The 6307-nt window shown below is 64.1% G+C and carries 6 protein-coding genes; 1 reads left to right on the top strand and 5 read right to left on the bottom strand.

Translation table 11 applies throughout. From position 1 onward, the window contains the following. Positions 1–707: 707 nt before the first annotated feature. The 5 genes from A37U_RS0137435 to A37U_RS0137415 all read right to left on the bottom strand — a co-directional run bounded on the left by A37U_RS0137435 (position 708) and on the right by A37U_RS0137415 (position 5978). On the bottom strand, positions 708–1766 hold the full coding sequence (locus A37U_RS0137435) for a PIN domain-containing protein (RefSeq protein ID WP_020501790.1): 1059 nt from the start codon (positions 1764–1766) through the stop codon (positions 708–710). A 584-nt stretch (positions 1767–2350) separates the two neighbouring features. Then, positions 2351–2764 carry an SsgA family sporulation/cell division regulator gene (locus tag A37U_RS52350; RefSeq protein WP_020501789.1) on the bottom strand — a complete coding sequence of 138 codons (414 nt, stop codon included), beginning with the start codon at positions 2762–2764 and terminating at the stop codon, positions 2351–2353. Between the two features lie 829 nt (positions 2765–3593). Further along, positions 3594–3803, bottom strand: a complete 210-nt coding sequence (locus A37U_RS47335; protein ID WP_020501788.1) for a DUF6292 family protein — start codon at positions 3801–3803, stop codon at positions 3594–3596. 1 nt (position 3804) lies between these two features. Further along, positions 3805–4404, bottom strand: coding sequence for an STAS domain-containing protein (locus A37U_RS47330; protein ID WP_157183294.1), 600 nt, complete (start codon positions 4402–4404; stop codon positions 3805–3807). Between the two features lie 437 nt (positions 4405–4841). Further along, on the bottom strand, positions 4842–5978 hold the full coding sequence (locus tag A37U_RS0137415) for a glutathione-independent formaldehyde dehydrogenase (protein ID WP_020501786.1): 1137 nt from the start codon (positions 5976–5978) through the stop codon (positions 4842–4844). Positions 5979–6169: 191 nt separating this feature from the next. Here A37U_RS0137415 and A37U_RS0137410 point away from each other — a divergent pair. Beyond that, positions 6170–6307, top strand: a 138-nt coding sequence (locus A37U_RS0137410) for a transposase (RefSeq protein ID WP_240437802.1), incomplete at its 3' end; no start/stop codon positions are given.

Genomic DNA, 6307 nt, shown 5'->3' with positions numbered 1-6307 from the left:
CCCTGGCCCGCGCCGGAATCAGCGGGACCTTCGGCACCGCCGTCAGCGCCCGAGGTGGTGATGTCATCGTCATTCAAAGCCATGTCAATTCCTTCCCTGTGTCCCGAGTAATGACCGGGGAGTACCCCGTGCGGCGACATTCCATGCGTCGAACCCCCATACGGCGATCTCGGCGCGAGAAACGGCTGGATCCGACGACCGTCGGACTGATGCCGTCAGGAGGGGCTTGACCTCGTGCCGGCGGAGGCGTTGGTGGCCATTCCTGGCCATCGTTGCGCTGTCCGGACTGGTGATGCTGGCCCTGATCCGCTGAAAGCCGATCGGCAAAGACGTGGAATCGGCCCCGGAGAACGAAAAGATCGCGACCACGACCTGAGCCTGAATCTTACAAGTCCGTGCCATCATGATCCGAAGCTGTGTAGCAAGCGGTGTTTCCGACCCGATGCCAACCTGAGGTAGATCCTGTCAAGTGGCGCTTGCTCAGGGTGGTGGTCGAGGTGATCCTCTTCGCCGAGTGGAGCTCGTCTGCTCCGGTCCGATGGCTGGTGTGGTGGTTGCCGTATCGACCGGCCGATACGATCCTCGCCGCAGCCCTCACCCGCTACAAGAAACGCACCAAACAGAGCGTCACATAATGGCCACGTCCACTGGGGGCGCCGGCCCCGTTCGGAAAACTGGTGCGGATAGTTACGAGGTGGCGTCGGAGTTCATTCCGGTGCACGCAGCACGTAATCGCCGAGGTTTCGGTCCCACTCCATCGTCAGCAGGCCACGTGCCTTGGAAGCTTTCGCGAAGGAGAGGAAACTGTTGAAGCCGTAACGTTTCTCGCTGAATCCGGGCAACTGCTTGCGGAGCTGATTTTTCAGCCCGCTCAGCTGCGGTGCTCCCGTATTGGACTGTAACCCGCGAACCACGTCCACCAGCAGGCTGAACGCGTCCTGCTCGGCCGCGTCGTTCTCAGGGAAGGTGACCTGCGGGTCTCCCGGTGCAGCTCCGGCGGACAGCTGCAGCACACCTTCCTGGTCCAGCTGACGCAACAGCTCACCGAACCCGCGGAACCCCTGTTCGGCCTCATCGAAGGTCGGATCCTTCCGCAGCACGGCCCGTTTCAGCACGGAAGCGAACACCGGGCCGTCGGCGTGCCGTAGCAGCCCGGCCAATGTACTGGCCACCAATACTCCGACCTGCTGCTCGTCCAATCCCGTCGCGACCGGTTCCGCTGCCTCGGCCTGCGGTATCCGTGTGCCTGCTACCGCGTCGTACTCGCGCGGTCGTGTCGGCTCGACACCGGGAAGGCGATCGTAGAACAGGAACTCGTCACACGCCGCGGGCAGCAGAGCCGAGGTGGAGGACTGCACGCCGATGCCGATCACCCGCTTGTCCAGCGAACGTAGCTTGTGCATCAGCGGCGTGAAATCGGAATCCCCGGTGCCGATCGCGAAGGTCGTCACGAACCCACGCTCGTAGACCATCTCCACCGCGTCCACGGCCATCTTGATATCCGCCGCATTCTTCCGCGAACCGCCGACACGCTGCGGGATTTCGATCAGTTCCACCTGCGCCCTGGTCAGCAATCGCCGGTCGGCATCGAACGAAGACCAGTCAGCATAGGCCTTGCGTGCCACCACCCGGCCACGCTCGGCCAATGCATCAGCGACAGGCGTGAAATCGAACGGCTGCACCCCCAGCCCGTCACGCGCGCCGATCGCCAGGTTCTCGTAGTCGAGGAACAGGGCGATTCGTTCTTCCTCAGCCAGTGCAGACACTCCCAACGGTCCGGCGCTCTCAGTTCGCCTGTTTTTCAAAGCATGTCAGCAATTTCCCGAGCTCCACCACCGCACACGGCCGCTTCCCATCCGGTGAATCACTGGACCGACCGACGCGCCGAATCGTTCGGCGACTCATAGACACCATCGCGAGGGGAAAAATCCACTCTTCGCCTATACCCAGCCTACACCCCCGCGGCGCCACGACCGGCAGCCCACCAGTTGCCAGGGCCCCGATCCACGTACTCAGCCGGACGCGGGTCCGCGCATCATTCGCATCCTCGCCAACGGCTATCGCGTCGGCAACCACATGGTTGCGCATGGTCTACTGCGGCGACAAGGGCAGGGCGGCGCGCCAGCTCCGCGGTCACTGTGCTCACCCCGCTGCTCACGGCGGAGGCACTGCGGCTCGGCGCGGTCCGATGATGTGGTAGCCGAGCGTTTCCGAGGCCGCCTCGAGTTCGGACCGCGCACCCGGGCGTCATTCGTTGCTCGCATACCCGGCCAACGAAGGCTAGGCCGGACCCCCTTTGTTCGCAAGCCTGTTCGTTCTCCGACAACGGATCTGGTCGGCGGGGATTTGCTCATACGGGATTCCAGTCGAACGCGTCCAGCTGCAGGTCCGCTATTGTCTGAGCACGTGCCGGATCGGCAATCCGGTAGGTGGTCTCCAGGAATTCGGTGACATTCGACAGCGGTGCGTCGAACACGGCGACCCCGCCCGGCGAGTGCATGGCGATCCGCAGCAGCGTCTGATCGTTCGGGTGCGGGGCGATCCGTACATCCCCCTCTCCCGCATCGAGCCTCATTCCGTCGGCGAGCAGGGAACGGGCGAACGTCCACACGACACGGACGTTGTGCCCGGTGTGGAACGCGAATTGCACCGCCCACGGATCTACGGTGACGTAACGCATGTCGACCTCGACCGGTGTACTTCCCGCTTCGGCTGTGCGTACTTCGAAAAAGGTGGTGTCCGTCACGGCCTGATTGTTGCTCATGTTCCCTCCCAACCGGTCCTTGTCATCGACACAGGCGCAAACCGAGGAAACCGGCGCGTCCCTGACCATGCTCAGGTTTACCCATCGAGGCGCCAACCTAACCACCACCTCTCTGCCAACAAGTCCGCGACCTCTTGTTCCGGCCATTCGAGCGCGGTATGCCGCTTTCCTCGGGCACAGCCAGGACAGCGCCGACAATGCGAGGAGCGTGTGTATGCCGGAGCAGTCCTCGACGAGACTCGGCCCCGATGTCGTGACCCCGAAACATCCGGCGCGGACAAGGGCGGGGAAGCTCACCGGCTCCATCTCAGGCTGCCCTTCCGGCACACTTGCCACCCGATCGGTTCGATCGCGGCAGTTTCCGCGAATGCCACACTGGAGGTACGGTCATGAGCCGGATCCGCTCCCCAGGCAGATCGAATCCTCCGATCCGATGCTCTCGGCTGAGGTCCACGCGAGGCGGGATGACCGTAGACCGACGAAGTCGGCGATTGGGTCCATGTACCCGAAACCGGAAGCCGCAGGACCGACGCGCCAGCCGATCGCCACGCCACTGAAAAACAGCCCGCACTGACCGCGTACGAGAACGTCGCCAGCGGGCTTCCGGGCTACGTCGTCAGGTCGGTAGAGTCTTCCCAACGCATTGCTCGTTTCTCCTTCGGCCAGATCGACCTAGCCCTTTCATCACCTGCGACAGCCCTTCCATGATGGAGCTGCTTGCCACGCTCGCTGCCCCTGGTCGACGGCGGATCGAGACATCAGGCCAGCAGGCCGTTCACCAATTTTTCGCTCTGCTAGGCGATCACCTGCCGGACCCGCCGGGCCGTGGTTACACCGCCGGCGCCCAGCCGTGCCGTTGATCCCTCGGCAACGCCACATCGTGGTCCGGCCACCGCGGCAACCGTCGCGCCAAGGCGATGTACCCGCTGGCCCACTCGGCGACCTCGCAGGACGCCGAACCGGAATCGAGGCCGAGCAAGGCCGCCACGCGCTCGATATAGCCTCGCAGGGCGGACTCCACCGCCTGGGTGGTGGCCATCTCAGACAACCAGCTCCGGTCCTGGTTCACCATTGACCATGTCCGAGTACTTCGACCAAGCCAGGGCGGCCTCGAGCGCGTCCGAGCGGCTCTCGTACCACTTGATCGCGGTGTCGGCGCCGATCAGTTCCAACGCCCTCCGCACGCTGCGGGTACCTAACACCAGCAGGAACTCACCGCCCGCGGCGGCCACCCGGCCGGCGGCACGCAGCAACAGCTCCGCCCCGCCCACGGACAAGAACCCCACCCCGGCCAGATCGATCACCATCGACCGCACCTGCTTGTCGGCTTCGATCGCATCCAACACTCGTGCCAGCAGATGCACGGTGCCCGCATCGACCTCACCATTAGCGGTGCACACCGCTGTGCCGGAGGGCAGCCAGTCGCTGCGCACCCGGAGCCATGGGCTGGCTACGACACCCCCGTACCGGCTCAGGGGGACAGCTAGGTCACCGGGGGCAAACACATTCGACTTCGGCGTTTCCGTCATAGGACATCGACCCTTCGATATACCCCGACGGATAACCACACTCAGCTGGAACGGCAACTGCTGCGGAAACCCGCCTTGTTCGACAAGGACAAGTTTCGGCTGCTTGTTCAACCGAACCGGACCCCAACAATATCCGCCCTCGCGGGCGAACACAACCAGCAATGATGCCACGAACCAGCCGATGGCCTCGGCTGTTCATCCCTGTCACCCAACTGTGTCCGAAGCCGCAGCCGACGGTTCAATGGCCGTCCGGGTGTGTGAGCGATCCCGTGAACGGGTTGCCGTCGCGCCGAACCGAGGACAACGCCTCGCCCGGATGCTCGGGGCCGTCCGGTCACTGAGCGGCCTGCCGCAACACAGCGAAACCGCAGCGCTGATTCGGCCACGCCGTCGGTCCGGCATGGCACTACGGTGACCGAGCTTCCGGCATCGAACGCTGCACCGGGGCGCGAGTGGCCAAGCTACGATGCGCTGCGTATCGAGGACCACCGCCTCGCGAGGCGCTTCATCGGCGGTCGGCCGCGCGAACGCTTTGCGACACAGGGCGATCAGCCCTGCGGGTGCAGCAGCACCTTGGAATATCCTTCTTCCCGTTTGTCGAAGCGTGCGTACGCATCCGGGGCATCAGTGAGCGGAAGTTGTTGGGACACCACGAAACCCGGCTCCGCCCTGCCCGCGACGATCAGGTCTCGCAACCGATGCGCGTAGGCCTTCGCATCCGCCTGACCGGTCCCCATCCGAAGTCCTTTCTCGAAGAACTTCCCGATGTTCACCAGCAACAAACCCTCGGCGGCATCTTTGTTCGGTGCTCCGGGGTCGGAGGGAAGATACAGGCCGACGGTGCCGATCGATCCCGTGGGACGCACGGTCTGCACGAGCTGGTTCAGCACGATCGCGGGCTGTTCCGCGCCCTCGCGCGCGGTGGCCTGGTACCCGACGGCATCCACTCCCCTGTCGACACCGTCGTCTCGCAGCGCGTCGCGGATCTGTTCTGCGGGATCACCATCGCCGAAATCGATCGCCTCGACGCCGATGCTTTCGGCAAGCCGCAACCGGTCGCGCACCTTGTCCACCACGAACACGCGACTGGCACCCTTGAGAAGCGCTGAATACGCCGCCATTTGCCCGACCGGACCCGCACCGTAGACGGCGACGGTCTCTCCTGGCCGGACTCCGGCAAGTTCGGTCGCGTGATACCCGGTAGGAAAGATGTCGGCGAGACAAGCGAAATCCGCTTCGTGCTCAGTGCCCTGCGGCAGCGGTACACAGTTGAAATCGGCGAACGGCACCCTCAGATACTCCGCCTGCCCTCCGCTGTACGGGCCCATCGACACGTAGCCATAAGCACCACCGGCGAATCCGGGATTGACCGTCTCGCAGAAGGCTGTCTTGCCCGCACGGCAGTTGCGGCAGAAACCACACGCCACGTTGAACGGCATCACCACTCGCTGACCGCGTCGCACGCTGGTCACCCCGTCACCGATTTCCTCGACGACGCCCATGTTCTCGTGTCCGAAGACCATGCCGGAGCTGGCATCCGTACGCCCCTCGTACATATGCAGGTCCGAACCACAGATCGCCGTGGTGGTGATACGCACGATCACGTCGGAAGCCGACTCGAGCCGAGGATGATCGACCTCCTCGACGGCAAGCTGATATGGACCGTGATACACCACTGCCTTCATCGTGACCTCCTCACAGATGAGACTCCCGCTGTCAGGGCCTGTAACAGTAGCGGTGTTTTCGGCCCGACACGCCGGGCTGATGTCCGGTGGGATGGGCACTGTGAGTGATGACATCTGGCGTTGTGAGCGCTGAGAAGAAGATCAAGGAGTCGGCGGAGTCGTCGTCGGAACAGGAGCGATGGGCGGCTGCGATGGTTGCCCAGGCGCAGGAGCAGGGGCTGTCGTTGACCGGCCCGGACGGGTTGCTCAAGCAGTTGACCAAGACGGTGCTGGAGACCGCGCTGAGCGCAGAGATGACCGAGCACATCGGCCACGACAGGCACCAGGAT

This window comes from Sciscionella marina DSM 45152, from assembly GCF_000379465.1.
GTDB classification, from domain to species: Bacteria; Actinomycetota; Actinomycetes; order Mycobacteriales; family Pseudonocardiaceae; genus Sciscionella; species Sciscionella marina.
Note: the sequence above shows the minus strand (reverse complement) of the source record. Positions and strands in the feature narration are given on the sequence as shown.

Coding starts and splice junctions, on each gene's coding strand:
- A37U_RS47335 (WP_020501788.1), bottom strand. CDS start 3,803: ATGGCCACCACCCAGGCGGTGGAGTCCGCCCTGCGAGGCTATATCGAG.
- A37U_RS0137415 (WP_020501786.1), bottom strand. CDS start 5,978: ATGAAGGCAGTGGTGTATCACGGTCCATATCAGCTTGCCGTCGAGGAG.
- A37U_RS52350 (WP_020501789.1), bottom strand. CDS start 2,764: ATGAGCAACAATCAGGCCGTGACGGACACCACCTTTTTCGAAGTACGC.